This window comes from Acidobacteriota bacterium (genome assembly GCA_030949985.1).
GTDB lineage: Bacteria > Acidobacteriota > Polarisedimenticolia > J045 > J045 > JALTMS01.
Map to the genome: position 1 here is coordinate 1 of JAUZRX010000045.1, position 2052 is coordinate 2052.

Sequence of the window (2052 nt, forward strand, 5' to 3'; positions counted from 1 at the left end):
CGACCGTGCCCACCGTCGCCGAACGTTTCCGTCAGGCCGGCTATCGTACCGCAGCCTTCACGCCGGCGGTCACTCTGCGCTCGGAGTATGGCTTCGGCCGCGGCTTCGAGGTCTACGACCAGGAGAACTTCGGCCACAACCGGTTGTCGTCACCCTCACTGGTAGGGAAGGTCCTCGCTCGTCTCGAGCAGTGGAAGGGCGAGCGCTTCTTTATCTGGGTTCACCTCTGGGATCCGCACTACAACTACAATCCCCCCGTGCCATGGGACGGTTACTTTCGTTCGGGCCAACGGCCCGCGCGGGAAGACGTTCAATGCCTGAAGTGGGTCGAGGATCCGGTGACTCCCGCAGAGGCGGAATGGCTCGAGGGGCAGTACGAGGGTGAGGTGGCCTACACCGACCGCTACCTGGAGCAGATTCTGGCCAAGCTCGAAGATCTCGAACTGGCCCCCCATACGTTGGTAGTGGTGTTGGCCGACCATGGGGAGGCCTTCCTCGAACACGGCTGGCTCGGACACACCAATCGCCTCGACGAGACTCTGATCCACGTTCCGCTGATGGTGCGCCGCCCCGGCGAAGCGCCCGGGGTGGTCGAGCAGGCGGTATCCACGGCCAGCGTGGGTCGGAGCCTGCTGGCCTGGACGGGGATCCCGGGAGACGACTTCGGTGCCCGATCCACGCTGCCCTCGCCGGGGGAAGCGCCGGCAGCCGAACCGGTCATCAGCCAGACGGTACGGCGCGGCTGCTGGACGGCGGTGAGCACCACCCGTTACAAGTACGTGCTCGAACATCGGCAATGCCGCGAGTCTCTCTTCGACTTGCAGCAAGATCCCGATGAAAAGAGTGATATTGCGGCGAGCGATCCCGGCCGTTTGCGCGAGATGCGTCGCATGCTGGTCGACGCTCTCGATCAGCAGAAATCCTCGAAGGTGCCCCGGGCCATGCTGCCGCGGGAAATCGTTGAACAGGCCGAGGCTCGGCTGCGCTCGATCGGATACGTCGGCGGCGCGGCGAACGGTGGGCCGGGTGCCCCGAAAAACGTGACCTGTGCGAGGACCGCCGCTCCAGGAAAAGTGGACGCCTTCGGGGACCTCGCCGCTCAGACCTGTCCCGAGCAGGGAGCGCGGCGCTGTTTCGAGAAGCTGGACTCGGAGCTCCCATGATCCTTCTCCGGGTGTGCTCGATCTGGCTTGCGGCGGTGGTGTTGCTCGCGCTGCCTGGATGTCCGCCTACGCCTACGCGACACTGGCGGCTGTTGATCACCTGGCCGCAGCCGAAGATGCGTGAGGCACGCTACGTGGGGCATCTGTCCGTGGAGGCGGGGCGCGTGATCGGCTTCCAGTCCCGGGGATTCGACACGGCTCGAGGTGATTTCCTCGACCGGGCCCGCTGGGGCTGGTCGACGATTGCGGGTCCACGGGACCTGCGCTCGGTGGTGGTGGAGATCGAGGGCAGCGGCAAGACCCGGCTGACGGTCGATTGTGGCGGGAAGGAGCGTACCTTCCTCCCACGGGAACTCGACGAGATGGCTCGTCCCCTGGGCGCCGGCCCGGTCCCACCTCCCCTACTGGCGGGGAATTGCCGGGTCGAGAGCCTCGCTCCGGCTAGTATCGAAGTTCGCGGTCCGTCGATCGTGCAGGTCGGGCAGGCCGTCGATCTGGAGGTGGTCGTCCGGGCGGCTACGCGGGGCGCCGATCCGGCTCACGGTGTCGCGTTCGACTTGCAGTGGGAGACCACCGACCCGAAGGCCGAGTTGCCGGCGATGGTTTCTCTCACGCAAGCTCACACCAGCGCTCAGATCATCTTCCGCACTCCCGGCCTGCAGCAGGTGCGTTTGCGGGCAGCAAGCGGCGAGACGATCGAGATGCGCGACTGGCCGGTGATGGTCAGGCAGGGGAATGGCGGAGAGCAGACCTCGCTGTTCTGGGGCGATCTGCAGGCCCACACGCGCTTTTCCTCCGATTCCGCCGGCAAGCCGGAGGCTGCCTATCGCTGGGCGCGCGAGGAGGCGGGGCTCGATTTCGTGGCGATCACCGATCACCACTGGTCCCA

2 protein-coding genes are annotated in these 2052 nt (G+C 66.2%); both read left to right on the forward strand.

Translation table 11 applies throughout. The features are described 5' to 3' along the window. The coding region (locus tag Q9Q40_10610; GenBank protein ID MDQ7007675.1) for a sulfatase-like hydrolase/transferase at positions 1-1163 on the forward strand (1163 nt) is incomplete at its 5' end. Continuing rightward, the coding region (locus tag Q9Q40_10615; GenBank protein MDQ7007676.1) for a hypothetical protein at positions 1160-2052 on the forward strand (893 nt) is incomplete at its 3' end. The genes Q9Q40_10610 and Q9Q40_10615, both read left to right, overlap by 4 nt.